The organism is Paenibacillus amylolyticus (genome assembly GCF_047302515.1).
Classification (GTDB): Bacteria; Bacillota; Bacilli; order Paenibacillales; family Paenibacillaceae; genus Paenibacillus; species Paenibacillus amylolyticus_G.
The window spans coordinates 512,780-538,003 of the sequence record NZ_CP168019.1; the positions used below are offsets into that span (position 1 = coordinate 512,780).

At 47.0% G+C, this 25,224-nt stretch carries 19 protein-coding genes and 1 riboswitch; of the genes, 14 read left to right on the top strand and 5 right to left on the bottom strand.

What is annotated here, in order from left to right:
• The first annotated feature begins 124 nt into the window (after nt 1–124).
• From glcT to ptsP, 4 genes are all read left to right on the top strand, one after another.
• The gene (gene glcT, locus ACDJ59_RS02380) at nt 125–979 is read left to right on the top strand and encodes a glucose PTS transporter transcription antiterminator GlcT (protein ID WP_047844046.1); all 855 of its coding nucleotides are present in this window, start codon (nt 125–127) and stop codon (nt 977–979) included.
• A 287-nt stretch (nt 980–1,266) separates the two neighbouring features.
• Nucleotides 1,267–3,318: a glucose-specific PTS transporter subunit IIBC gene (gene ptsG, locus ACDJ59_RS02385; RefSeq protein ID WP_074096186.1), complete on the top strand. Its 2,052-nt coding sequence runs from the start codon at nt 1,267–1,269 to the stop codon at nt 3,316–3,318.
• 77 nt (nt 3,319–3,395) lie between these two features.
• Nucleotides 3,396–3,671 carry an HPr family phosphocarrier protein gene (locus tag ACDJ59_RS02390; protein ID WP_036617010.1) on the top strand — a complete coding sequence of 92 codons (276 nt, stop codon included), beginning with the start codon at nt 3,396–3,398 and terminating at the stop codon, nt 3,669–3,671.
• Complete coding sequence (gene ptsP / locus ACDJ59_RS02395) at nt 3,664–5,376, top strand: phosphoenolpyruvate--protein phosphotransferase (protein ID WP_047844045.1); 1,713 nt, start codon at nt 3,664–3,666, stop codon at nt 5,374–5,376. Before ACDJ59_RS02390 ends, ptsP begins: the two co-directional genes overlap by 8 nt.
• Before the next feature lie 242 nt (nt 5,377–5,618).
• Here ptsP and gcvPB read toward each other — a convergent pair whose 3' ends face one another.
• The 3 genes from gcvPB to gcvT all read right to left on the bottom strand — a co-directional run bounded on the left by gcvPB (nt 5,619) and on the right by gcvT (nt 9,684).
• Nucleotides 5,619–7,058 (bottom strand): aminomethyl-transferring glycine dehydrogenase subunit GcvPB, encoded by a 1,440-nt coding sequence (gene gcvPB / locus ACDJ59_RS02400; RefSeq protein ID WP_413409695.1) that lies wholly within the window; start codon nt 7,056–7,058, stop codon nt 5,619–5,621.
• A gap of 137 nt (nt 7,059–7,195) precedes the next feature.
• Nucleotides 7,196–8,551 (bottom strand): aminomethyl-transferring glycine dehydrogenase subunit GcvPA, encoded by a 1,356-nt coding sequence (gene gcvPA / locus ACDJ59_RS02405; protein ID WP_413407496.1) that lies wholly within the window; start codon nt 8,549–8,551, stop codon nt 7,196–7,198.
• Nucleotides 8,548–9,684 carry a glycine cleavage system aminomethyltransferase GcvT gene (gene gcvT, locus ACDJ59_RS02410; protein ID WP_413407497.1) on the bottom strand — a complete coding sequence of 379 codons (1,137 nt, stop codon included), beginning with the start codon at nt 9,682–9,684 and terminating at the stop codon, nt 8,548–8,550. Before gcvT ends, gcvPA begins: the two co-directional genes overlap by 4 nt.
• A 321-nt stretch (nt 9,685–10,005) precedes the next feature.
• Nucleotides 10,006–10,128: riboswitch (glycine riboswitch) on the bottom strand.
• A gap of 343 nt (nt 10,129–10,471) precedes the next feature.
• Between gcvT and gcvH the strand changes: the two genes are divergently transcribed.
• From gcvH to ACDJ59_RS02445, 7 genes are all read left to right on the top strand, one after another.
• Complete coding sequence (gene gcvH, locus ACDJ59_RS02415) at nt 10,472–10,864, top strand: glycine cleavage system protein GcvH (RefSeq protein ID WP_047844042.1); 393 nt, start codon at nt 10,472–10,474, stop codon at nt 10,862–10,864.
• A gap of 419 nt (nt 10,865–11,283) precedes the next feature.
• Complete coding sequence (locus ACDJ59_RS02420) at nt 11,284–12,738, top strand: PTS mannitol transporter subunit IICB (RefSeq protein WP_413407498.1); 1,455 nt, start codon at nt 11,284–11,286, stop codon at nt 12,736–12,738.
• 38 nt (nt 12,739–12,776) lie between these two features.
• Nucleotides 12,777–14,879 carry a BglG family transcription antiterminator gene (locus ACDJ59_RS02425; RefSeq protein ID WP_413407499.1) on the top strand — a complete coding sequence of 701 codons (2,103 nt, stop codon included), beginning with the start codon at nt 12,777–12,779 and terminating at the stop codon, nt 14,877–14,879.
• Nucleotides 14,876–15,310, top strand: coding sequence for a PTS sugar transporter subunit IIA (locus ACDJ59_RS02430; protein ID WP_017686856.1), 435 nt, complete (start codon nt 14,876–14,878; stop codon nt 15,308–15,310). Before ACDJ59_RS02425 ends, ACDJ59_RS02430 begins: the two co-directional genes overlap by 4 nt.
• A complete protein-coding gene (locus tag ACDJ59_RS02435; protein ID WP_413407500.1) occupies nt 15,307–16,452 on the top strand; it encodes a mannitol-1-phosphate 5-dehydrogenase in 1,146 nt (381 codons plus the stop codon). The genes ACDJ59_RS02430 and ACDJ59_RS02435 overlap by 4 nt, the downstream gene beginning before the upstream one ends.
• A 142-nt stretch (nt 16,453–16,594) precedes the next feature.
• Entirely contained in the window at nt 16,595–16,912 is a 318-nt protein-coding gene (locus tag ACDJ59_RS02440; protein WP_413406014.1) for a transposase, read from the top strand.
• Entirely contained in the window at nt 16,861–17,745 is an 885-nt protein-coding gene (locus ACDJ59_RS02445; RefSeq protein WP_413406016.1) for an IS3 family transposase, read from the top strand. The genes ACDJ59_RS02440 and ACDJ59_RS02445 overlap by 52 nt, the downstream gene beginning before the upstream one ends.
• A gap of 40 nt (nt 17,746–17,785) precedes the next feature.
• On the opposite strand, the gene ACDJ59_RS02450 is transcribed toward ACDJ59_RS02445, so the two are convergent.
• Both ACDJ59_RS02450 and ACDJ59_RS02455 read right to left on the bottom strand, forming a co-directional pair.
• Entirely contained in the window at nt 17,786–18,037 is a 252-nt protein-coding gene (locus ACDJ59_RS02450; RefSeq protein ID WP_169481867.1) for a cysteine-rich CWC family protein, read from the bottom strand.
• Between the two features lie 138 nt (nt 18,038–18,175).
• Nucleotides 18,176–20,179 carry an endonuclease MutS2 gene (locus ACDJ59_RS02455; protein WP_413407501.1) on the bottom strand — a complete coding sequence of 668 codons (2,004 nt, stop codon included), beginning with the start codon at nt 20,177–20,179 and terminating at the stop codon, nt 18,176–18,178.
• Nucleotides 20,180–20,707: 528 nt separating this feature from the next.
• Here ACDJ59_RS02455 and ACDJ59_RS02460 point away from each other — a divergent pair.
• The 3 genes from ACDJ59_RS02460 (at nt 20,708) to ACDJ59_RS02470 (ending at nt 25,198) form a co-directional block, all read left to right on the top strand.
• A complete protein-coding gene (locus tag ACDJ59_RS02460) occupies nt 20,708–23,044 on the top strand; it encodes an AraC family transcriptional regulator (RefSeq protein WP_413407502.1) in 2,337 nt (778 codons plus the stop codon).
• Between the two features lie 282 nt (nt 23,045–23,326).
• Nucleotides 23,327–24,280 carry an ABC transporter permease gene (locus tag ACDJ59_RS02465; protein WP_017686861.1) on the top strand — a complete coding sequence of 318 codons (954 nt, stop codon included), beginning with the start codon at nt 23,327–23,329 and terminating at the stop codon, nt 24,278–24,280.
• A 45-nt stretch (nt 24,281–24,325) separates the two neighbouring features.
• The gene (locus ACDJ59_RS02470; protein WP_017686862.1) at nt 24,326–25,198 is read left to right on the top strand and encodes a carbohydrate ABC transporter permease; all 873 of its coding nucleotides are present in this window, start codon (nt 24,326–24,328) and stop codon (nt 25,196–25,198) included.
• Nucleotides 25,199–25,224: the final 26 nt, after the last annotated feature.

Genomic DNA, 25,224 nt, shown 5'->3' on the forward strand with positions numbered 1-25,224 from the left:
GGCGAATTTTTGTTACTTTTTAAGCGAGACGTCCGGCGCAGTTTGCCCGCTCCGGGTGTCTTTTCGTTCGTAACAGGGTGTGACTTAATCACACCTAAGATGGTGTGAAAAAGAGGTGCAAACAATGAGCAGCTTGCATGTAGATAAAGCGCTAAATAATAATGTAATCATTGCACAGCATCCAGAACACGGGGAAGTCGTTGTTATTGGTAAAGGCATTGGCTTTAACCGAAAACCGAGTGATCACATTCCATTGATGGCTGTGGAGAAAATGTTCATTTTGAAAAACCAGCAGGAGCAAGAGCAGTACAAACAGCTTCTTCCACAGGTGGATGAAGCACTGATCGAGATTATTAACGAAGTTATTACGTATATTGCAGAGCGTACGGACGTTCCTCTGAATGAACATATCCATATTGCATTAACCGATCACATTTCTTTCGCGTTAAAACGTAAGGAGCAGGGCATTATCATACAAAATCCATTTTTATATGAAACCCGCGAGATTTATCCTGAAGAATATCGAATGGGAGAATACGCTGTTCGTCTGATCAAAGAGAAAATGGGTGTAGATCTAGGGATGGACGAGATTGGTTTTGTTGCCCTCCATATCTATAGCGCAATGACCAATCAAAATATATCCCAGGTACGTGAACATTCACAATTGATCACTGATTTGGTGAACCTGGTGTCTGATCAACTCGATTATTCGTTTGAAACGGAATCGCTAGATTACTCTCGTTTGCTGACTCATCTTCGGTTCGCCCTTGAGCGTGTTCGCCGTGGAGACAAAGTGGAAGAGCTTCATAAGTTGGATTCCCTGCTTAAGTTGGAGTATCCCGAAATGTACTCGCTTGCATGGAAACTGACCAAAGTAATGGAGAAAAGACTGAAACTGCCGGTTTATCCTGCGGAGGTAGGTTATCTGACCATTCATCTGCAAAGGCTGAATCAGCGGAAGGAAGAAGAGAATAAGTGAGATCATTCCAGTGATGGAATACGGAATTTATTTTTTTGGTGTAAAGGCTTGCAATAGATTAGAACTGGTGCTACAATGGTTTCCGTAATCAAGCAACTGAATAAACATAAGCGACGTGTTACTGACTCGATCAGGCATGAGTTAATTAAAGTGTGATTGTTCTTTCCTTGTACAGGGTATGCTATACCCCAAGGTTGGCACAGTTTACTTTATTAATTCATGCCTTTTTTTGTGTTCCCTTGCTTGCATCACAACATATAAATTAGACGAAAGGGAGAAACGACGCGATGTTCAAAAAGCTTTTTGGTGTATTGCAAAGAGTAGGTAAAGCTCTCATGTTGCCTGTAGCCATTCTACCTGCGGCAGGTTTGCTGCTCGGAATTGGTAACATGTTGGTTAATCCAGATTTCTTGCAATATGTAACGGCGCTCGACACCCCTTGGGTGAACTCGATCGCAACAATTATGATGAACGCAGGTCAGATCGTATTTGATAATCTGGCATTGCTGTTCGCTGTCGGTGTAGCCGTCGGATTGGCCGGTGGCGAAGGGGTTGCAGGTCTCGCAGCGATCATCGGTTATCTGGTCATGAACGTCACACTGGGTACCGCAGTAGGGGTTACTCCGGCAATGATCGGTGAAGTACCGGGTTATGCCAGCATCTTGGGTATTCCAACATTAAGTACAGGCGTGTTCGGAGGTATAATTATAGGTATTGCCGCCGCGCTGTGTTACAATCGATTTTTCAAAATCGAACTGCCGTCTTACCTCGGTTTCTTTGCAGGTAAACGTTTCGTTCCGATTATCACTTCGGTTGTTTCCCTCTTAATCGGGTTGCTATTGGTGATTATCTGGCCGCCGATTCAAAATGGATTGAATACTGTATCTCACTTCATGGTAGATACAAGCCCGACATTGTCGGCATTCATCTTCGGAGTTGTAGAACGGTCATTAATTCCGTTTGGTCTTCACCACATTTTCTACTCCCCATTCTGGTTTGAGTTCGGTGAGTATGTGAACAAAGCTGGAGATGTCATCCGTGGTGACCAGCAAATCTTCTTCAATCAATTGCGTGATGGTGTGAACCTCACAGCGGGAACATTCCAAGTTGGTAAATTCCCGTTCATGATGTTCGGTTTGCCAGCAGCGGCACTTGCGATGTACCATGAAGCAAGACCGGAGCACAAAAAGTATGTTGCAGGTATCATGGGTTCAGCTGCGCTGACCTCGTTCCTGACAGGTATCACAGAACCACTTGAATTCTCGTTCCTGTTTGTAGCACCAATCCTGTTTGCAGTACACTGTATCTTTGCAGGTTTGTCTTTCATGACCATGCAAATTCTGGGTGTAAAGATCGGTATGACCTTCTCCGGTGGGTTCATTGACTTCCTGATCTTCGGGATTATTCCGAACCGTACACCTTGGTGGGATGTTATTATTGTCGGATTGATTCTTGCGGTGATCTATTACTTCGGTTTCCGGTTTATCATTCGCAAATTCAATCTCAAAACACCAGGACGAGAGGATGCAACGCCTGAAACCGAATCTGGCGGAGGCTCTGGTTCAACGGATGATCTGCCCCATAACATTCTTGAAGCTTTTGGCGGCAAAGAGAATATCAAACATCTGGACGCTTGTATTACTCGTTTGCGGATTGAAGTTAATGAGAAATCCAATGTGAAAAAAGATCGTTTGAAACAATTGGGTGCATCTGGTGTACTTGAAGTGGGTAATAATGTTCAAGCCATCTTCGGAACACGTTCCGACACGATCAAATCTCAGATGCAGGATATTATTGCAGGACGAACTCCAGCACCAACGCCAGCAGCTGCCAAACCAACTCCTGAAGAGGAGAAGGCACAAGGTGAGCAGGGCGAGCGCATCGTTGCTGAGGATATCGTCATGCCAGTCAATGGTGAATTGCTGGACATTACAAACGTACCTGATCCGGTCTTTGCTGAGAAAATGACAGGTGATGGATTCGCAATTTTGCCACATGATGGTACGATAACTTCTCCTGTGTATGGTAAAGTGTTTAATGTATTTCCAAGCAAACATGCCGTGGGCATCATGTCCGATGGTGGTAAGGAAGTGCTTGTTCATATAGGTGTTAATACGGTGAAGCTGAAAGGTCAAGGCTTTAACGTACTTGTACAGGAAGGTGATCTGGTATCGGCAGGTCAGCCGATTATGGAAGTGGATCTGGAGTATGTCAAAGCAAACGCTCCTTCGATCATTTCACCAGTTATTTTCACCAACCTGCCAGAGGGCTCCACGGTAACTCTGAAGAAGAGTGGAGTGCTGAAAGTTGGCGAACAGCCAATCATTGAGATAAAATAAGAAGTGTTACGACGATGGCAAGCAAGTGTAAATATATGCAATGCCTAAACCAAACTACCGAAAGTGAGATGATTGTAATGCAACAAACATTCAGAATTACAGACGAAGATGGTATCCACGCACGTCCGGCGACAGCCCTGGTTAATACAGCAAACAAATTCAAAGGTGCAGAATCCTTTGCAGAAGCTAACGGTAAAAAAGTAACTTTGAAATCTATTCTGGGTGTTCTTTCCCTCGGATTGGAACAAGGCGACACCATCAGCATCATCGTTGAAGGCGAAGGCGAAGCTGAAGCTCTTCAAGCTTTGACTGACGTTATGGTTAACGAAGGGTTGGGCGAAATTAATGCTTAATGTCTCCGGGATCGCGGCTTCGGCGGGTATTGCTATCGCCAAGGCGTTTATCTTGGAGCATCCTGATTACTCTGTAGAAAAACGCCAAATTAACGACGTTGACGCAGAGATCGCGAAACTCGACTCAGCTCTGGGTAAATCCCAGGCTGAGCTTGAGGCGATCAAAGAGCGTACTTTACAAGAGCTTGGCGAGAAAAAAGCAGAGATTTTTGCTTCGCATTTGCTCATTTTGAATGACCCGGAACTGATTGATCCGGTTAAAGCTAGAATTGCGGATGACATGATCAATGCAGAATTTGCTTTGAACGAAACGGCATCGCAATTTATCTCCATGTTTGAGAACATGAAGAGTGCTTACCTGCAGGAACGTGCTGCAGATATGCGTGACGTTACCAAACGTGTGCTAAATCACTTGCTTGGTATCGACTTCATGAGTCCGGCTGAGATCAATGAAGAAGTAATCGTGCTTGCGGAGGATCTAACACCTTCCGACACGGCTCAATTGAACCGCCAATTTGTTAAAGGTTTTGCAACTAACATTGGTGGACGTACTTCTCACTCGGCGATTATGGCTCGCTCTCTTGAAATTCCGGCTGTTGTTGGAACCAAGGACATCTTGGCTCAAGCGAAACAAGGCGATATGATTATTGTTGACGGTCTGGATGGTCACGTACTGGTTAACCCTACTGATGAAGTTATTGCTGAATACCGTGCCAAACAGGAACAGTATGATGCACAACGTGCAGAGTGGAGAAAACTTCGTGATGAGCCAACGGTAACGGTGGACAACGTTCATGTTGAACTTGCAGCCAACATCGGTACACCAAATGATGTAACGGGTGTTCTGGAAAACGGCGGCGAGGCTGTAGGCCTGTACCGTACCGAGTTCTTGTACATGGGTAGAGACAAGCTTCCTTCCGAAGACATTCAGTATAATGCTTACAAAGCGGTACTTGAAAAAATGGAAGGTAAACCTGTCGTTGTTCGTACACTCGACATCGGTGGAGACAAAGAGCTTCCATACCTGGATCTGCCAAAAGAAATGAATCCATTCCTCGGCTTCCGCGCAGTTCGTCTGTGTCTGGACCGCTTGGATATCTTCCGTACACAATTGCGTGCATTGCTGCGTGCAAGCGTACATGGAAACCTGCGTGTCATGTTCCCGATGATCGCAACACTCGGTGAATTCCGTGAAGCAAAAGCTGTCTTGCTCGAAGAGAAAGAGAAGCTGGTTGCTGAAGGTATTGCTGTTTCTGACAGCATTCAACTCGGAATCATGGTCGAAATTCCTTCGACTGCAGTTCTGGCGGATCAATTTGCCAAAGAAGTGGATTTCTTCAGTATCGGAACGAACGATCTGATTCAATACACAATGGCTGCAGACCGTATGAACGAACGAGTAGCGTATCTGTACCAACCTTACAACCCAGCCATTTTGCGTTTGGTTAAAATGGTTATCGATGCAGCGCATCGTGAAGGCAAATGGGTTGGCATGTGTGGTGAGATGGCAGGAGACGAAACAGCAATTCCATTGCTGCTTGGTCTTGGATTGGATGAGTTCAGCATGAGCGCAACTTCCATTCTGCCAGCTCGTAGTCAGATCACCAAGCTGTCCCGTGCGGATATGCAGGAACTGGCTGCCAAAGCTCTGGATATGCAAACGGCTGAACAAGTCGTTGAATTGGTTCAAAGCATTCAAGCGTAATGTAATTTTACGGGGTTTCCACCCGATTTTAAGGGTTTCTTTTTCCGATAATGAGCTGCATTGATGTAGCGATTTTGCCGGTATCCGCGATTCATTGTGGATATCGGCTTTTTTTGTTGCGCAAATGTATAGGAAATAAAGGGGAGTACGAGGAGAAAGACCCTGTAATGTCTGGGCAAAAAAATGCTCTTACTGGTGTAGGTTAACATCAGCAAGAGCATGGATTAGAAACTCACTTAGTTTTAACTGCACGCGCAGTTCAGTACAGGTTTGCGGGCCGCGGTAGTCTCATCAAGACGAGTGACCGGTGTGCCGTAAGGTGCGTTGAGTACCAATTCTGGTGTCTCTTCCGCTTCTTTGGCAATCCGTATCATCGTATCAATAAACCCATCCAGTGTTTCTCTGCTTTCGGTTTCCGTCGGCTCGATCATGATGCATTCCTCCACGTTGAGCGGGAAATACACCGTAGGTGGGTGATATCCAAAATCAAGCAATCGTTTGGCAACGTCTAGTGTGCGTACACCGTACTGCTTCAAACCCCGACCAGACATGACGAATTCATGTTTGCATACACCCGGATACGGAATCTCGTAGTAAGGTGCGAGACGGGCCATCATATAATTAGCATTCAGTACCGCACATTCAGAGACACGACGCAAACCTTCCGGTCCATAGGTGCGAATATAGGCATAGGCACGTACCAGAATACCGAAGTTGCCGTAGTAGGCTTTCACCCGGCCAATGGATTGATCGCCTTCACGATCGAATGCATACATGCCGTCATCATTCTTGATCACCATCGGCTTAGGCAGGAACGGAATCAGGCGATTCTTCACACCAACTGGTCCGGCACCTGGTCCACCACCGCCATGAGGCGTACTCATCGTTTTGTGCAAGTTCAGATGCACCACGTCAAAGCCCATATCACCCGGACGGGTAATGCCCATAATGGCATTGGAATTGGCTCCGTCGTAATACAACAAGCCACCAGCCTGGTGTACGATGGATGCAATCTCCTGAATGTCTTTCTCGAACAAACCAAGTGTATTCGGGTTTGTCAGCATCAATGCTGCCGTATCGGAACCGACGGCTGCACGGAGTGCGTCCAGATCGACCAGTCCGTCTGCGCGGGATGGAATCGTCACAGTTTCAAATCCTGCAACGGTAGCACTTGCCGGGTTGGTCCCGTGAGAAGAATCGGGCACGATGACTTTGGTACGTTTTTCACCACGACCTTCGTGGTAGGCACGAATCATCATAAGTCCAGTCCATTCTCCATGGGCGCCAGCGGCTGGTTGCAGGGTCACAGCGTCCATACCTGTCAGACCTGCAAGGTCGTTCTGCAACGTATATAACAGTTCAAGTGCACCTTGAATGCTGGATTCATGCTGGTACGGATGGATTTTGGCGAATCCATTGTAACGGGCAACATCCTCATTAATCTTTGGATTGTATTTCATCGTACAAGAGCCCAGTGGATAAAATCCATTATCTACCCCGAAGTTACGACGGGACAACGCAGTATAGTGTCGAATAACATCTACCTCGAACACTTCCGGCAGTGCCGCTGCTTCCGAACGGAGCATTTCCCGGGGAATCAACGTATCGGCAGACTGGCGAGGAACGTCACATTCTGGCAAGGAATAAGCGACACGCCCAGGGCTGCTGAGTTCAAAAATCAATGATTGTTCCGGAGCAGGAGATAAGGTCTGTGCACTAAATGTTGTATCCGTCTCAGGTTGAACCGAAGTGGAGACAGAGGTACCTGTTACCGATTGTCCTTGTACCGATGTTGTCGTTGTCGTCGTCGTATCCTGAGTCACAGCGATCCCTCCAATGCTCGTGCGAATTCGTCAATCTCTTCCTTAGTGCGCCGTTCGGTAACAGCAATCAGCATTTGTCCGGCAAGCTCCGGGTAATCACGTCCGAGTTCGTAACCACCAATAAAGCCCGCATCCAGCAGTTTCAACTGAAGAGTATCCACGTCGGTTCCTTCAGGAAGTTTAATTACAAACTCATTAAATGTTGGTGCATTAAAAGTAAGGCTAACTCCAGGAATCGCAGTTAATGTATTGAGGGTGTAATGACTCTTTTGCAAATTCAGATCCGCGACATCGATCATACCCTGTTTACCCATGATGGACATATACACAGATGCGCTGAGTGCAAGCAAAGCCTGGTTGGAACAGATGTTGGATGTCGCCTTTTCGCGGCGGATATGCTGTTCACGTGCTTGCAGTGTGAGTACAAAACCACGTTTGCCGTTGCGATCCGTGGTCTGGCCTACGATTCGGCCAGGAATTCGGCGCATATGAGGCTGGGATACGGCGAAATATCCGCATGTTGGGCCGCCGAGTGAAGCGGCGATGCCAAGGGGCTGCGCATCACCTACAACGATGTCGGCACCCAGCTTGCCTGGGGCTTCCAGCAGACCCAGCGATAGCGGGTTGGCACTTACAACGAGCAGGCCTTTGTGTGCATGCACGAGGTCGGCAGCCTGCTTCACATTTTCCACAGCACCAAAGAAGTTCGGACTCTGGATCATGACAGCAGCGGTATCGTCCGATATGGCGGCTTGCAGGGCATCCCAGTCAGTGACGCCATCCTTATAACCAATCTCGACAATCTCCAGACTTAATCCGTGTGCATATGCCTGCAATACCTGACGGGCTTCTGGATGAACGGTACGGGATACGATAAGCTGTTTGCGACGTGTTGCCGCTGCCGCCAAGTTACCTGCTTCCGCAAAAGCTGTTGCGCCGTCATACATGCTGGCATTGGCTACAGCCATACCGGTTAATTCACAGATGTAGGATTGAAATTCGAAAATGGCCTGTAGTTCACCTTGGCTGATCTCAGGCTGATAAGGTGTGTAGGCAGTGTAGAACTCGGAACGGGATATGACATGATTGATGACGGAAGGAACATGATGATCGTATATACCTGCGCCGAGGAAGCTGGCGTGTGTTTCAAAATTGGCATTGGCGCCGGCTTGTTTGGACATATGACGTGTCAGCGCATATTCATCAAGTTTGGAGGATACGGGCAGCTCGCCCTGATAACGAATCTCTTTTGGAATGTCCTGAAACAAATCCTCCAGCGTATCCACACCGATGGTTGCGAGCATGGCGCTCTGATCTTGCTCAGTCATGGGAATATAACGGTGCTTGCTCATGCTTGATCAGCTCCTTGAGTAGGTGTCTTCGACGTACGTGTCCGTTTATGAAAAGGGGTCTTCACGACCTCGGCTTTTAATTTCTTGCCGCGGATCTCAATCTCAAGCGGGGTTCCCAGCGCAGCGTATTTGCTGTCGATGAGGGCAAGCCCCAGATTACGTTTCAATGTAGGTGATTGCGTGCCTGTAGTAACTTCACCAATCTGTACGCCTTCGGCATAAATTGGATAGTGGGGGCGGGGAATACCACGCTCCAACACTTCGATGCCGACCAGTTTACGGGCGAGCCCGTCAGTTTTTTGCTGTAACAAGGCTTCGTGTCCGATAAAAGGTCCGGCATTCAGCTTCACAAACATACCTACGCCAGCTTCGAGTGGAGAGATAGTTGCCGACAATTCCTGTCCATACAGAGGGAGCTTTGCTTCAAAGCGCAGTGTATCCCGAGCACCGAGGCCTGTCGGCACGAGTCCGTGACCATCACCGGCTTGCATTAACCCATTCCAGACCACAGCGGCCTGATCTGCAGGAACATATAGTTCAAAGCCATCTTCACCGGTATAACCGGTACGGGACAACAGTAATTTTACTCCACATACTTCAGCATCCTGCACAAAACGGAAAGGCTCAATCGAGGATACATCCGTATCCGTAACTTTCCTGATAATATCTACAGCCAGTGGTCCTTGAAGGGCGAGTAGCGCCGTCTGCTCCGAATCGTTGGTCATGCTCACGCCAGGGATCAAGTGCTCTTGCAGCCACGCCCAATCCTTGTCGATGTTGGAGGCGTTAACCACAAGCATATAATGCTGATCTTCCAGCTTATACACGAGCAGATCATCCACCACACCGCCATCTGGATAACACATCAGGGTGTACTGGGCTTGACCGGGAACCAGCGTGGTCACATCATTAGTTGTCATTTGTTGCAAAAACGCTTCAGCCTGCTCACCCTGTACTGTGAATTCGCCCATATGGGATACATCAAACAGTCCCGCGCGCTCGCGTACCGCTTCATGTTCTTTCTGAATTCCGCTAAATTGTACCGGAAGCTCCCAACCTCCAAAATCAATGCACCTTACGCCTTCGTATTGCTGATACAGTGGGAAGAGTGGTGTTCTAAGCAAATCGGACATCAAATCACCTCGTCATGGGCCGTCAGCCGGCCGGATATACAATCGTGGATCAATGAACCATGGTATTTTTAAATTTTCAGCTAGATAATTTCATCACATAAGTATGGTAAGGCAGCTATGGCAGCGCCGTTCTACATCCTGTTTTTCGTTTTTTGGGAAAAAGGAAAAGGACAGGCCAAAGAATCGGCATGCCAAGTAGCACGCTGTATTCTAAGGCTCTGTCCCTTGTACCTGAGAGTTACCCCGCCGCATTAGTGCAGCAGGTTTCCCCTTGGGTGATCATAACGCCCGCACAGGGCGAATAGATGCTCTCCAGAGTTGCGTCCCGTAAAAGTCCTTTTGCCTGAGAGATTCACCCCCGCTTATCGGTGGTTTACTCCTTCGGCGTTACCTCATGTACATCCCGAATCGGGTGTCACGGGTAATCTCTCCCTTTACATTCATCCGCGGGTATAACATAGTCCAATAAACACATTTACTCCTCTCATTAAAACGTGAATCCACTACCGATGTCAAGAACGATATCATAGATAATGATTTAAAACCGAATATTTAATTTAGTTTTTATGTTATTGTTCGTGTATTTATAAAGACTGCGCTTACTATTCTAATATTAACCAGTATATGAAGAAAGAGTGTAATCCGGTTACAGGATTTAGAGGTGTTCAGCAAATAAATTGTGAGGTATCTTGACATTTGAATCGAAAATATCATACGCTATGTTCTGGGAAAAGGGTTAAGGTCAAAGAACGCATGCACTCATTAATGAAAAGCGAGGCGGATATCGATGAGCGAATTGAAAAGTGATTTCCTGTACAGTGAAGAGCACGAATGGGTGCAAACCGTAGGGGAGGATACTGTACGTATTGGCATTACCGAGTTCGCGCAGCATCAGCTGGGTGACATTGTGTTTGTGGAATTGCCTGACCTTGAAACCAATGTAAAAGCAGAGGACAGCATTGGAACGATCGAATCGGTCAAAACGGTGTCGGACTTGTTTTCTCCAGTCACTGGTTCAATTATTGCAGTCAATGATTCGTTGCAGGATTCCCCTGAACTTGTGAACAGCTCTCCTTACGAGGAAGGTTGGATGATTGAGATCCGTGTGGAGGGAGATCTAACAGCAGCATTGTCTACATTGATGAATGCAGACGCGTATCGGAAACATACGGAAGAATAGTATCAACGAACTTGTACTTATTAACATATATTTTATATTTAAATGATATGAGCTTCATATTGTTTCGACCTGTGTGAGCCGGATGCTTGCACAGGTTTTTTGTGCTTTCCAAGAATGGTTTTGAATGTGGATTGAAGCAGATTGTGGATGTAAATCACCTGATTGGACCAAGCTATAGGTTAGAAAATGATTCTGGAAATGACAAAAGTCATAGGCAAGAAAAGCCTTGTGTACCAATGGGTTCAGCCATTATGCATCGATTAAAACGATTACATAACCTAATGTTGTCATCATTGTTCATGACGAAAGTACGCTTTCATTTCATTGAACAGGAGAGCATTCTCGCTTAGGATTACAGCAGGGGAGAAATGATACCCCTTTCATAAATCATAATCACTTGATCCAAGGAGGATAATACAATGAGTAATTTGGACCAATCGTCCAATTCCAAAGGTGGGCTAAGGGTAGGTGTTCAGCGTTTTGGCCGGTTCCTGAGTGGTATGGTCATGCCGAATATGGGCGCATTCATCGCCTGGGGATTAATTACCGCTCTGTTCATTCCAACAGGCTGGTTCCCTAACGAGACGCTTGCGCAGCTAGTTGATCCGATGATCAAATATTTGCTGCCACTGTTAATTGGTTACACCGGGGGTACGATGGTGCATGGTCAGCGTGGTGGTGTCGTGGGTGCCATTATGACCATCGGGGTCATCGTGGGTAGTGATATCCCGATGTTCCTCGGTGCCATGATTGCCGGACCACTGGCAGCATGGATTATCAAAAAGTTCGATAAATCGATTGAAGGTAAAATTAGAGCCGGATTTGAAATGCTGGTTAACAACTTCTCAGCCGGTATTATTGGCGGGATTCTGGGGATTTTTGCGCTACTGGGTATCGGGCCTGCTGTAGAAGCGATTAGCAAAGTATTATCTGCCGGGGTACAAGGCTTAATGAATCTGGGCTTGTTACCGCTGGTCAACCTGATTATCGAACCGGGTAAAGTATTGTTCCTGAACAATGCGATCAACCACGGGATTCTTACACCAATTGCAACAGATCAAGCGAGAGAATTAGGGCAATCCGTGTTATACATGCTTGAATCGAACCCGGGTCCGGGACTTGGTATCTTGCTTGCTTACTGTTTCTTCGGACGCGGAATGGCCAAATCTTCTGCACCAGGTGCCGTTATCATTCATTTCTTCGGGGGAATTCATGAGATCTACTTCCCTTACATTCTGATGAGACCAATTCTGATTTTTGCCGCAATCGCGGGTGGCGTCGCAGGTACATTAACATTCATGCTTACCGGAGCAGGACTTGTTTCAGCACCATCACCGGGTAGTATTATCGCGTATTCCCTCTTAACACCAAAAGGTGGATACCTGCCGATGCTTGCAGGGGTGCTTGTAGCAGCCGTCGTTTCTTTCCTGGTTGCAGCAGTGTTACTGAAAACGGGTAAACAAAAGGACGAAGATCTGGAGTCCGCATCCAGTCGGATGAAGGACATGAAGAGTCAAGGAACCGTTCCAAACGCTGGCATTACGGCTAACCAACATGAAGCAGACAGAGCCCCAGATATGGCTTCTTCTACCGTCAAAACAGACGTGAAGAAAATTGTCTTCTCCTGTGATGCAGGCATGGGTTCGAGTGCCATGGGTGCTTCCATTCTACGCAAGAAGATGAAGGCAGAGGGGATTGACGTTACGGTGACCAATACGGCCATCAGTGATATCCCACCGGATGCAGATGTGGTCATCACACAACAAGTATTAACCGATCGTGCCCGCTCCGTTGCGCCGAACGCAGAACATATATCCATCGACAACTTCCTAAAAAGCCCGGAATACGATGCGCTCGTTGAACGTCTGAAGTAATTGCACGCATTTGTTTTCCCTGAGCCGGAGGCTGAGATATGAGTATTACCAAAAGACAACGTGAAATCGTGGAGTTCCTGCTAGAGCATCCACATGAAGTAACAGCCGGCGAAATCGCCGTTGAAGTAAAGGTCAGTACCCGAACGGTTCACCGGGAGCTGCAAATGATTGAACAATGGCTTGAACCTTTGGGCATGAGGCTGGAAAAAAAATCAGGAACTGGTATCCGAATCGATGCCAGTTCCGATGATCTGGCTGTATTGCGCAAGCAACTAGAGGGTAAAGAATATGTAGAGTTTACGCCAGAAGAGCGTAAGCTCTTCATGCTTTGCATCCTGCTGGATGAACCGGAGCCTGTAAAGTTACTCGCACTGGCTTCGGATCTGAAAGTGACCGTATCCACCGTAACCACTGATCTGGACGATCTGGAGTCACGAATTCGTCAGGCGGGACTGAAGCTGGTTCGCAGACGTGGATATGGCGTCAAGATTAACGGAAGTGAGACGATTCATCGCACAGCTATAGCTGCCCTTGCTCTCGAATTTTTGGATGAATCCGACCTGTTCGGAAGACAGCCAGAACAGGGAGGCTCCATCGTAAACCAAAAATTGTTGGATATGATTGGACACGGTGATGTGCTTACGGTCGAAAATGCGTTATGGCAACCGGATATCGAATGGCTGGAGAACATTCCAGAACGCCAATACATGAAGCTGCTGATTCAATTATCCGTAGCGGTTGTACGTATTCGTAAAGGCATCGGCATTGGACGTATGTCTACACGAGAGAAAACGGGAGATGCAGTTGCAGAGCAGGATGAGATGAAGGTTCCACCTTATATGGCTTCCCGCTTGTGCGGTGTGTTATCCACCCAGCTGGGGCTGACATTCTCCCAAGATGAGCAAGCTTATTTTCACAGACTATTAGTTGAGACAGAGCAGCGGATTCACTCTTCGCGGCTGTTGCCAATAGACGACTTGATTTTACTGGACAGGGTACATTCTCTGATTGATCAGATGCAGGCGAGAACGCATTACGCTTTTCATGAGGATCGTTTGCTTCGTGAAGGTCTGCTTGGTCATATGCAACCTGTCATGGAGCGAATTGAAGGGCAACAGATGATTCGTAATCCGCTTTTGCAGCAGATTCGTAAGGATTATGATTCCCTCTTCGAAGAGGTCAAACAATCCGTGCATCAAGCTTGGCCAGGTACAGAAGTTCCGGATGAAGAAGTTGGTTTCCTGGTCATGCATTTTGGCGCTTCCATCGAGAGGTTACGTGCACTGAAACGGGAGATCAGGGCAATCATCGTGTGTACAAGCGGAATTGGATCATCACGCATGCTTTCCAGCCGACTGTCCAAGGAGATTCCCGAGATTCGGATCATGGACAGCGTGTCCTGGTATGAAGCTGCCCGGATACCTACAGATCAATATGATCTGGTTTTATCCACTGTTGATCTGCCGATGGATGAACATCAGTATTACAAAGTGAGTCCACTGCTTACGGCAGAAGAGAGCGAGCGTCTGCGTCATTTTATCCGAACAACAACATTACAACGACAGCATAATAAGCCCCGTGAAGCAGAGGTTCAGACGACAAGTCGTTACTCGGACCCGGATGGAATGGAAGCTATTTTAGTTGAAATCGTCCGAATTATTGGCAAGTTTCAGGTGTATCCGTTGGATAACCAAGATATCGGTTTCTATAAAACCGTATATGCGATGTGCAACGTACTCCATGGATCTGGTGTTCTGAAGGAACCGGGGGAGATCGCAAAACGGTTGGAGGCACGTGAAGCAGTGGGGAGTCAGAAGATTCCCGGTACAAGACTTGCGCTTTTTCATACACGCAGTGAGGGAATTTACAGGCCGTCCATTAGCTTGTTTCAGCTCACTGAGCCACTCCTCTGTACGCCGGATGATCCCGCAGGAGTTACCCATGTCCTCTTGATGCTTGGTCCCCGAGAATTATCCAAGGAAAGCCTGGAGGTTCTCAGTGAGATCAGCGCCCTGTTATTGCAGGAAGAAATGATTACATTGCTGGAAAAGGGAATCAGGGATGAACTCATTCATTACCTGTCCCAGGAACTTGTTGGATTTTATCGCAGTAAAACCGAAATTGGAGGTCAACCATTATGAGTATGTTAACAACAGATAAAGTCATCATGAATGCGACGGCTCAGGACAAATACGAAGCGATTCGTATGGCAGGACAGATTCTAAAGGATGCGGGACATATTACCGCTGATTACATTGAAAAGATGATTGAACGTGAAGAGATTGTCTCGACCTATGTAGGGAACGGCCTGGCTATTCCGCATGGTACAAAGGAATCCAAAGCTTTCATTTTATCCACAGGTATCTCTGTCATTCAGTATCCACAGGGTGTTGATTTTGGCGAAGAAAAGGCTTATATGGTCATTGGTATCGCGGCTCAAGGCGGGGAACATATGGAGATCTTGACTAGCATCGCGGTGATCTGTGCTGAGGATGAGAATATGGAGGCTCTGCGTCTGGCGAAAACAGCCGAAGAAGTAATCGCTATTCTGGAAAGTGAAATGGAGCTATGAAGGCCCTACACTTTGGCGCAGGTAACATTGGACGCGGGTTTATCGGCTTGATTCTGTCCCGTGCGGGGTATGAGGTGGTCTTCTCAGACGTGAATCAGACCTTGGTCACAGCTCTCCAGCAACAGGGGCAGTATACTGTAGAACTGGCTAACGAGAGCAAGGATCAGGAGACCGTCACGGGTGTAAACGCAATCGATGGGACTCAGCTAGAAACGGTTGCCCAAACTGTGGTGGAAGCGGATCTGATTACAACCGCAGTGGGTGTAGGAGTACTAAAGCATATTGCACCAGGCATTGCGAAAGGACTTGAGAAAAGACTGAATTCAGGTCCTGCTCAAAACCCTCTCCACATTATTGCTTGTGAGAACGCCATTGGAGCCAGTACGCAATTGAAAGAACATGTATATGCTTTGCTCAATGAAGACGTACGTTCCCTTGCTGATCAGTATATTTATTTTCCAGACTCGGCCGTAGACCGGATTGTACCTATTCAGCATCATGAAGATCCGTTGCATGTACAGGTGGAGCCTTTTTACGAGTGGGTGGTGGACCGTTCCCAGATGGCTCCTGCATTCAAACCGGTTGAGGGGATCGTATATGTCGATGATCTGGAGCCGTATATCGAACGGAAGCTGTTCACTGTTAATACAGGACACTGCGTTGCAGCATATATCGGTAATGTGCACGGCTATGACACGATTCAGAAGGCTATTGCTGACGAAAAGGTGAAATCCATTGTCTACGGTGCTTTGCAGGAAACTGGAAAAGTTTTAGTGAAACGTTTTGCATTCAACCCGGAAGAACATGAGCAGTATATTGTCAAAATATTGGGACGGTTTGTCAACCCGTATCTCACCGATGAGGTTACTCGTGTTGGTCGTTCCCCGCTGCGTAAGTTGTCTCCGAATGATCGTCTGGTTCGCCCGGCCCTTCAGGCATATGCGGATGGAAGCGAAACGACCTATCTGGCTATGGGTATGGCAGCAGCCTGCAAGTTCGATGTCTCCGATGATCCGGAAGCAGTTGAACTGCAGGACATGATCCGCCAGAAGGGGATTACAGCAACGCTCCACCATTATACGTCCATGGATGAGCATCATCCGGTGCTTGAACAGGCTGTTGCCCAGTATAACCAAATGTAAGAGCAGTGTTAGCCAGCTAATAGTATTAGATGTGATGCATAATGAAGAAGAGCCATACAGTTGTTTGGAGTGCACCCCTTAGAATAGACATTGGAAAAACCCCTGGGTTTAGCCGATGAAATTCTAGGGGGTGCATTTTTTTATGGCGATTAAAGGACAAAAGTATAAAACGTATTCGGAGAAGATAAAAAAAGAGGCTATTCGTCTGCATACGGTTGAGGGCTGGACTTACCGAAAGATCAATGAACATTTGGGAATTCATGACCCGGGACGAATGAAACGCTGGATGCGAAAACACCGGGAACAAGGCGAGTTTGGACTGATGGATCAGCGAGGTCGACGGAAAGAATATTTGGATCAAGAACGCTATGTGCAAAAACTGAAACGGGAGAATGAGTTGCTAAAAAAGTGCTTGGTAATCTGGAAGGAGGAAGCAAACAAGAAAGATTTCAGATCATAGAAAAAGTAGCGGCATACGGGGATATCCAGAAACTTTGTGATGTGTTTGGCGTGTCACGGAGTGGATTTTATGCCTATGTAAAACGTAAACGATTCGATCGCGACGCAAAGGCGAAGAAACAGGTGCTTCAAACGTATCAACGATATGAAGGCAAATATGGTTATCGGCAGCTCCAGTTGTTCCTTTGGCAAGATCAGGGGATTTGGATGAACCACAAAAAGGTGCTACGCCTGATGCAAATGCTCGGTATTCAATCTCGAATCCGTCGTAAACGGCGCTCCAACAGCTCGTATGCACCTGCGCAGCGTGTAGCAGAGAACCGCTTGAAGCGAGATTTCAGTGCAGAAAAACCGAATCAGAAATGGGTCACGGACATTACCCAGTATCGTGTGGGAGAGCGCTGGATATATCTTTCAGCCATAAAGGATCTGTTTAATAACGAAATTGTGGCCTACGAAATAGGCGAACGCAATGACAATGAACTGGTGCTCCGCACATTCAGCAAGGCGTTTGCGAAGCAAACAGACGTGACCGGACTAGTCGTTCACAGCGACCAGGGATTCCAGTACACATCTCATGCTTACCACGACATGCTGCCAAAGGTTGGCGCCCAAATCAGCATGTCTCGCCGAGGAAATTGTTATGACAATGCCTCGATGGAGAGTTTCTTCTCGCATCTCAAAACGGAAGGACTCTATCCTTATCATATCCGAACGCTTACCGAAGCACAAAGCAAAATCGAAAAGTATATCCGTTTTTACAACCGAAAACGACCACAACGGAAACTAAAAAAACTGACGCCGGTAGAGTACCGACGCCAGTTTGCAGCCTAGGGTTTTTTTTATAATGTCTACTAAATGGGGTCTTGACCAGTTAACTGTGAGGCTCTTCTTTTGGTTGGCTTTTATCGGCATAGTCGTCCAAACAGCGTTGACATATGCATGATTTTCGGCGCTGTTCTGCCGGAATGCGGTCAAATACACCTTCGGGGAAAGTAGCCCGGTTACACCAGCATTCCGAATGAGGATGTCCTGCGGCATAGGAACAGCGATTAGCTTCCCCGCATAATGGGCAGACAAGAACATCGATATGGATGTGCTCTTGATCGTCTTGTTCTGCAGACATTCGGTTCTTCCCTCCCTATGGAATAGCTACGAACTGAAGTTGAACATACTGGTCCCAGTATAACAGAAATGTGCTGGTGATATGGATTTCACTGTGTATATATGACTTCCATTTCACTACATTTTTTTCTCCCATGGGTTATTCTTCAGGCGGTAATTCGATCTGTAGGCCTTCCACATGTTTGCGTCCCATCAACTTACGCTTCTTACGATTTTCCTTTGTTTCTAGCACAATGTCCAAGTCATAATCGTCACCCGGATAAAGCTCATCGGCAGATATATGCAGAGTCAGGCGTTTCTTATGGATTTTGACTTTGCGTCCCCTGAGCATGACCCCGATATTTCCACGGCTATCCTCGACATCACAGACGATGCCCGACTGATTGAGATAGGCTACATATACCCGATCCCCTTTGCGAAAATTTTTGGCAGGAGCAGGGGGAGCTGACTCTCTTGGTGTTGTGTTTTTGTGGAGACCGATTGAATACTTTGACTGCTTCGACTGATTCCGTTTGGACAACTCTGCTGGGCCGTCTGCTTCTGCAACAGAACGATCAGGCGTCAGGACCGGAGTTTCCAAAGGAGGTGACGTGAACCCTAACGTACGATCTCTTGAAATACTTTGATCGGACAGGGACTTGGATCGCTCGATAATTCGCTGTGGCATGCCCAGCTTTAATGCGATGGAATAGGCGTAACTTTCGCCAGCTTCTCCGATACGCAATCGATAAAGTGGCTGGAGAGATACGGTATCAAATTCCATACGGGCATTTTCGAATCCTGGTGTGGCAGCTGCAAAATGTTTGATTTCACCAAAATGTGTTGTCGCTACGACGGTTGCTCCGCGGCTGTGCAGTTCCTCCAACATGGCGATAGAAAGTCCGACACCTTCACCGGGATCTGTGCCGGAAGCCATCTCATCAATGAGCACCAGAGTTGATGTATCAGCCTGTTCCAGTATCCCAATCATATTGCGAATATGTGCTGAGAATGTACTGAGTGCTTGTTCCAAACTCTGCCCGTCACCAATATCAACCGCTACCTCGTTATAAACAGCCATCTCGCCACCTTCCTCCACCGGAATAAGCAAACCGGATTGCATCATCAGGGTTAGCAAACCAAGTGTTTTGAGTGCGACCGTTTTACCCCCCGTATTCGGGCCAGTAATAATGAGTGACGAGTACGTTCTGCCGATTGCAAAATCAAGGGGAACCATGGAAGAACCCATGAATGGATGACGTGCACGTTGAAGGCTGATGTGGCCTTGCGTATTGACTCGAACGGTACGTCCATCCATGGTGGCCGCATATTTGGCTTTGGCAAACAGGAAATCCAGCACACCTACCGTTTCGGTGTTCAGGGCGATTTCACGGCTATACGATTCGGTCAGGGAGGTTAAATCACCGAGAATTCTCATCTCCTCTCGGGACTCCTCCGCTTGTAGAGCGGCCAATTCCATCTGTAAACTTACTAATTCAACAGGTTCGATATATACGGTTTGCCCGCTCCCGGATTCATCCAGTACACTGCCTTTCACCTGTTTACGGAACTCTTTTTTTATGGGCAGAACCGTTCTTCCTCCGCGTTGGCTGATGACATGCTCCTGCATAATGGAGCGATGTTTGCTCACCAGAGAATCAAGCTTTCGTTTCATGCGTTCCTCATTCACCGTCATTTTTTTACGAATACGAATGAGTTCTTTGCTCGCCTGATCCTGAATGCGTCCACTATGGATGCAGCGCTCGATCTCACTCAGCAAAGGTTCGATCATAATCATGGATGCTGCATAGCGACTAACGGTGGGAGCGGCCCCAGATTTGCCCTCCATGTATTTCATAAGTTGTGCACAGCTCCGCAGGAACTGAGCAAGATGACTGAAGTCGCGTTCACTGAATAGATAACCGGTGCCAAGCAGATCCATAATGGTTTCCATTCCGTCCAGTGAAGGGAGGGGGATACTGGCCCCGAAGCGAATCAACGCAGCCGCTTCTGCTGTTTCTTCTAGACGTAGCTGGATCAGGTGAGCATCTACCATCGGTTTTAGTTCTCTGGCATAACGTTTGCCCAGATAAGACAGGGCGCAGTCTGCCACGTTTTTTTGAATTTGTGGATAGCCCAAACTGTTTAATGTGTTTTCATTCATGCGTAATCTCTCCTTGAATTTGAATTGGAATTTCAGTTGACGCGTTGAAACATATTCCTGGAAAACGCAAAAAGGGCGGAGAATGAACAAACGTCATTCTCCGCCCTAAACGTATGGGAAAGCAGTGTCCACTACAGGTCTATATTAAAAAAATCCGCGCTGAACTCAGCGCGGAAATAGACCCGGACAATTACAATCCCGGAGGCGATTTATGATATCCGCTGTTCTTAACTAAGTACAGGGATCTGGCGCATCATGAAATACACGTATGCCATATGGGCACAAGCGCAATGAAAGGCCAAACTCCTGAATATGAAACTTGGTTAGTTAAGAACATTCACCGACATTAAAAATCTCTCCTTTGATTGAGGAATATGCAACCAATATAAACTGGAAATTGGTTTGAAGTCAACCTTTAGAATAAATAAGTGGACTTGAATAAGAATGGGTTTTAAAATAACAATAGTAAAATAATCCAATGAAAGCGATTTATTTTAATAAACATACGTATAAAGGAGGATGCTCTTCTTGCCGAAGTATTTACTGCGTTTGCTCTGTTTTACCCTGATCCTCGGAGCCCTTCCGGTCATTGTTATTGGTTCGGTCTCGTATACGATTGCATCACGTGACATTGAACAGAAAGTGCGTGAGAGCAATCTTCAGATATTACATCAGACCCAAATGAGGGTAGAACAAGTTCTACGTAGCCTGCAATTATCATCCATCCAGTATGTTAATTCGCCCTTGGTACTACAAGCGATGAAGAAACCACTAGACAGCAGCGAGTTTCAGGAGATTCGTGATCTGACATCCGGATTTAACAACTTGCAAGCGGTTACGAACATTGACCAAGCCTATCTGGTTAATCTGGATGAAGATTGGGTCGTTTCGATGCGTTCTTTTGGCAAATTGGATGATTTCAGCATTCGAGACCGAATTGGCTCCTACCTAAGTTATACCAACAGCCTGTTCTGGGTCACTCAGAATGCCAGTTCAGCGAAAGAAAGTGTACCTGTGTCAGCAGGTATGGGTGAACTAACACCCGAACAGGCACCTGCTCTTATATCATCGGATAATGTGGTCAGTATGGTATTCAAAATCCCGATGATACCAACCAATGTGAAACCAAAGGGATTTCTTGTGATTGATATCGCCGATACGGAACTGAGTACCTACTTGAGCCGAAATACGAATTCTGGAGATATGTACGTTCTGGATCGGGAGCAGAAGTATTTTCTGAACGATATGCAGCAAGGCGGGAAATATGACGCACTGAATAAGGAAATTCATGAAATGGTGCAAACGACAGGCCAGCCAGAGGGTTTCTTCAGTGCGGAGGTGGAAGGTAACCAAGTGGCGGTTAGTTATAGGCAATCTCCGCTCAATGGCTGGTTATACGTGTCCGTTGTATCTCTTGGACAGATTACGGCCCAGTCACAGAAAATTGCATTGGTTACCGGTATCGCTACACTGGTCATGTTATGTGTAACGGGATTGTTCGCCATATACGGCAGTCGGCGGATGTACTCACCGATCTCCAGACTGCTGCAATTTACGAAGGGGCTGGATTCTCCAGTTACTCCGTCAGGACGCCGTCAGGATGAATTTATCTATATTGAAGAGCAATTGTCAACCTTGTTCAGTTCGGAGAAAACGATGCGTGAGCAGATGAAGGGGCAGCATGTGCACCTCCAGGAGTTTTTTATGACCAAACTGCTGACAGGTAAAATCTCGGAAGAGGATTTCAGATATCAGGGAGAATTGTATGATTTTCCGAAAGGGTGGGCGAGTCTTGGTGTACTCATGCTCCAGATCGATACCTTGGAAGGGACCCGATATGAGGAACAGGATCGCGATCTGCTGCTGTTTGCCGTCAACAATATGGTGGGTGAGCTCCTTCCTTCGGCAGTTCGGTTCACCCCGGTCATGCTGGATGATGCTCAGGTTACCGTACTTGCCTCCGAACTCACGGATGAGGTGAAGCTGAAGGAATGGATGCATACTCAGGCAGACTGGATTCGTGAACGTGTCGTGACTTATCTGAATCTGCCCGTAAGTATCGGCATCAGTCGTTCCTACGCTTGTATCGGAGATACGCCAAGAGCGGTTCAGGAGAGCCGCGAGGCTCTGCAAGGTCGGGTCAGTTTGGGCAGCCGTATTATTTTGCATTACGAAGATATTCAGCCACGTGGTCAGATGGAGGCCGCGTTGTATACCCAGTTACGTATGATCGAGGATCAGCTCGCGTCTGCGCTCAAGCAAGGAGATGAAGAGAAGACGGACGCCTATTTTAAGCAATATTTGGGACTGCTTGCAGACAAAAAGCTTCATTTCAGTGAATACCCCGTCATTATGGTTCAGTTATTGTCTCGTGTATATCAGCTTGTGCAGGAGCAAGGTGGAGATGTAGCCGAAGTACTGGGTGAAAAAGCATCCATGTCACATTTGCTGAAGTTGTCCACATTGGACGAAATGACCAATTGGTTCCGCAAGCGGCTGTTCCTGCCAGTCATCCGTTTCTGGCGAGAGCAGGAAGAATCCCAATACATGAATATTGCGAGACGTATGATTCGTTTGATCGAGGAACGTTATGATCGTGAATTGTCGCTGGAAGCCTGTGCAGCAGAGCTTAATTTCCATCCTGTCTACCTAAGTCGGGTATTCAAGAAGGAAGCTGGAGTCAATTTTACGGAATATCTCGCAGAGTATCGTATGGAAAAAGCGAAGACCTGGCTGCAAACAACAAATCTTAAAATATCGGAGATTGCCGAGAAATTAAACTATACCAATCCAACCGCATTTATCCGTACGTTTCGCAAAATCACAGGAACAACCCCCGGCAAGTACCGGGAGCAGCAGCGATAAAACAAACCTGCTCTGCCCGCCATGGCAGGCAGGCTTTTTTATGTTCGGATGAAGGAAGAAGACCACTTTTCTCCATAAAGTTAAGACAGGAATATAGAGGTTGAAAGCAGTTCATTACGCCTTTGAACTCTGTGATGGAAATGAGCTAAACCCTTGCTACATAAGGAAAAACAAAAGGCTAAAACGAGACGATAGCCAGTCATTCGTTTATCCTCCACAATGAAGACATGAATTCAGGAAGTGATATTTTGTAATCGTTTCCAATGTGGGGAGGAAGACAATATGAAAGCCGAAACGGCGGCTCGAACACGGCCCGCTACCCGCAGTGACAAAAACCTGCTGTGGAGGGACATTATCAAAAACCGGTGGCTGTATATCATGTTAATACCGGGTGTGCTTTACTTTGTTATTTTCAAATACATACCCATGTATGGCATCACGATGGCTTTTCAGGATTACACGCCTTACAAGGGCATCTTGGGAAGTGACTGGGTAGGGTTCAAACATTTCCAGCGTTTCTTCGGAGAACCGCAGTTCTGGACATTATTTCGGAATACGTTTTTGCTTGCCATTTATAACATTGTGTTCTTCTTCCCACTGCCGATTGTACTGGCACTCATGATGAATGAAGTTCGCCGTGAACGGTTCAAACGATTTGTACAAACTCTTGTCTATGTTCCACACTTTGTTTCCTGGGTTGTTGTTGTCGGTGTGTTCTACATGCTGTTCACAACTGAGGGTGGTGCGATTAATGAATTGCTCTATAACCTGACGGGACAAAAAGTGGCGTTCCTGCTTGAACCTGGTTGGTTCCGAACGATGATTGTCGGACAATCCATCTGGAAAGAAGTTGGTTGGGGCACAATTATTTTCCTTGCAGCACTCTCAGGTGTTGATACACAGCTCTATGAAGCTGCACGGATTGATGGTGCTAATCGCTGGCGCCAAACCTGGCACATTACGTTGCCGGCCATTCGCAGTACAATCGTCATTTTGCTCATTCTGCGTCTGGGAAATTTCCTGGATACAGGCTTTGAACAGATCTTCCTGATGCTAACTCCGACAAACCGGGATGTGGGCGAGGTATTTGATACCTACGTGTACACAAAGGGTCTTACCCAGGCACAGTACAGTTATAGTGCGGCTGTCGGGTTGTTCAAATCGGTTGTCGGGCTGGCGCTTGTTCTTGGTGCCAATACGCTGGCCAAAAAATTCGGGGAGGAAGGCGTCTACTAACCCTCGGAAGCAGACGTTCTTCACCAGACAGGAGTGAACATTAAAATGCAACAGGATAAAACGTGGGGCAACCGGATCTTTGATTTTCTCAATCACGGCTTGCTGCTGTTGATTGGAATCGTGACGGTCATCCCGTTCATGTATATTTTGGCTGTCTCGTTTACCAGTCCGCATGAAGTGGCTAAGGGAGGATTCATTCTTTTTCCAAAAGAGTTCTCTCTGGCTGCGTACCGTTACATTTTCTCTACAGATACTTTGATTCGCAGTCTGGGTGTATCGGTCTATATTACGGTGATCGGTACCTTCATTAACCTGCTGTTTACATCACTTATGGCGTATCCGCTCTCCAGAAGATACTTGCGTGGACGCCAGCCCATTTTGCTCGGTGTATTGTTCACGATGCTCTTCAGTGGCGGGATGATTCCAACATACTTTGTTGTGAAATCCTTGCACCTGACGGATACGTTATGGTCACTGATGCTGCCAACCGCTATTAGTGCATTTAACTTGATCGTACTGAAAAACTTCTTCCAGGCCATTCCCGACGAGCTGGAGGATGCAGCCAAAATTGATGGATGTAACGATGTCAGCGTATTGTTCCGGATTGTACTGCCGTTGTCCATGCCAGCCATGGCGACATTTTCACTCTTTTACGCGGTGGCCCACTGGAACAGTTTCTTCAGCGCTGTTATCTATATCAACGATAGTGAGAAGTGGCCTGTCCAAGTCTGGCTGCGTGAGATTGTCATTCTGGCACAGAGCCGAATCGGAGACACAAGTATCGAAGAGACCGAGATCCAGCCGCTTACCATTCGCATGGCCGTTATCGTATTCTCCACAATCCCGATTATGCTGGTATATCCATTCCTGCAAAAGCACTTTGCAAAAGGAGTGATGCTGGGTTCGGTGAAAGGTTGAGTCGGCACATGGTTCAAAGTCAGTTC

Bases quoted from the DNA above. Each gene is read 5' to 3' on its own strand.
- ACDJ59_RS02425 (WP_413407499.1), top strand. From the start codon at position 12,777: ATGAGTATTACCAAAAGACAACGTGAAATCGTGGAGTTCCTGCTAGAG.
- gcvT (WP_413407497.1), bottom strand. From the start codon at position 9,684: ATGTCCGATTTGCTTAGAACACCACTCTTCCCACTGTATCAGCAATAC.
- gcvH (WP_047844042.1), top strand. From the start codon at position 10,472: ATGAGCGAATTGAAAAGTGATTTCCTGTACAGTGAAGAGCACGAATGG.
- ptsP (WP_047844045.1), top strand. From the start codon at position 3,664: ATGCTTAATGTCTCCGGGATCGCGGCTTCGGCGGGTATTGCTATCGCC.
- ACDJ59_RS02440 (WP_413406014.1), top strand. From the start codon at position 16,595: ATGGCGATTAAAGGACAAAAGTATAAAACGTATTCGGAGAAGATAAAA.
- gcvPA (WP_413407496.1), bottom strand. From the start codon at position 8,551: ATGAGCAAGCACCGTTATATTCCCATGACTGAGCAAGATCAGAGCGCC.
- ACDJ59_RS02420 (WP_413407498.1), top strand. From the start codon at position 11,284: ATGAGTAATTTGGACCAATCGTCCAATTCCAAAGGTGGGCTAAGGGTA.
- ACDJ59_RS02470 (WP_017686862.1), top strand. From the start codon at position 24,326: ATGCAACAGGATAAAACGTGGGGCAACCGGATCTTTGATTTTCTCAAT.
- ACDJ59_RS02435 (WP_413407500.1), top strand. From the start codon at position 15,307: ATGAAGGCCCTACACTTTGGCGCAGGTAACATTGGACGCGGGTTTATC.
- glcT (WP_047844046.1), top strand. From the start codon at position 125: ATGAGCAGCTTGCATGTAGATAAAGCGCTAAATAATAATGTAATCATT.
- ptsG (WP_074096186.1), top strand. From the start codon at position 1,267: ATGTTCAAAAAGCTTTTTGGTGTATTGCAAAGAGTAGGTAAAGCTCTC.
- ACDJ59_RS02430 (WP_017686856.1), top strand. From the start codon at position 14,876: ATGAGTATGTTAACAACAGATAAAGTCATCATGAATGCGACGGCTCAG.
- ACDJ59_RS02450 (WP_169481867.1), bottom strand. From the start codon at position 18,037: ATGTCTGCAGAACAAGACGATCAAGAGCACATCCATATCGATGTTCTT.
- ACDJ59_RS02465 (WP_017686861.1), top strand. From the start codon at position 23,327: ATGAAAGCCGAAACGGCGGCTCGAACACGGCCCGCTACCCGCAGTGAC.
- ACDJ59_RS02390 (WP_036617010.1), top strand. From the start codon at position 3,396: ATGCAACAAACATTCAGAATTACAGACGAAGATGGTATCCACGCACGT.
- ACDJ59_RS02455 (WP_413407501.1), bottom strand. From the start codon at position 20,179: ATGAATGAAAACACATTAAACAGTTTGGGCTATCCACAAATTCAAAAA.